The sequence below is a fragment of the Pseudomonas sp. K8 genome, assembly GCF_014889455.1.
GTDB lineage: Bacteria > Pseudomonadota > Gammaproteobacteria > Pseudomonadales > Pseudomonadaceae > Aquipseudomonas > Aquipseudomonas veronii.
This window is the reverse complement of sequence record NZ_VJWO01000152.1, coordinates 1-741: the sequence shown is the minus strand read 5'-3', so window position 1 is coordinate 741 and position 741 is coordinate 1. Positions and strand designations below refer to the sequence as shown.

At 67.7% G+C, this 741-nt stretch carries 1 protein-coding gene and 1 pseudogene; both read left to right on the top strand.

Features of this window, described 5'->3' with window-relative positions; translation table 11 throughout:
• A partial coding sequence (locus INT12_RS30670) for a hypothetical protein (protein ID WP_226926403.1) occupies window positions 1-237 on the top strand: 237 nt, incomplete at its 5' end.
• A gap of 62 nt (window positions 238-299) precedes the next feature.
• Window positions 300-741: pseudogene (locus INT12_RS30665) on the top strand (prolyl aminopeptidase); the annotation flags it as partial.

Sequence of the window (741 nt, the reverse complement as noted above, 5' to 3'; positions counted from 1 at the left end):
GTGCATGAAGAGTCGCCGATGCACGTCGATGTTCCGATCCGCAAGGGCGAGTCCGACAACGAGATCGCCACTGCCGCCCGCGATGCACTGGCCGGTCGGCTCGGCGAACGCTATATGGCGGTCCTGGTAAACGGCGATGATGTGGTCATCACGGCACGACGCGGCTCACCCCGGTTTACCGTCGAACTGCTGCGCGACACCGCACTGGATGTCCATGTCGACGTGGACCGCGACTGACCGGGGCCTGGGCTCAGGGGCAGGGCGCTCCGGACGGCGCCACCGGCGGGATCGCGCGCGGCGTGTACCTGGGGCAGGCCGAAGAGAAGAGCGGGTTCAATGAAGCCGATGGCGGTGCGCGCGGGGTGTTCCCCGAGCGCTGGGCAACCTACGCCGCGCACCTGCCGGAAGAAGAACACGGCAACATGATCGAGGCCTATTGGCAACGCATGGACAGCGACGACAGCGCCACCCGCATCGCCGCTGCGCAGGCCTGGCTGGGCTGGGAGGACTTCGCTGCCACACTGGTGCACGAGGTCAACGCCGTCTCCGACGCCGACCCGCTGGATACCCTGGCCAAGGCGCGGATCGAAGCGCACTACTTCCGCCACAACGCCTTCCTTGAACACGGCCAGCTGCTGCGCGACATCGACCGCATCCGCCACCTGCCCGGGGTGATCGTGCAGGGACGCTACGACATCATCTGCCCGCCGCGCAGCGCCTGGGACCTGTCCCAGGCATGGC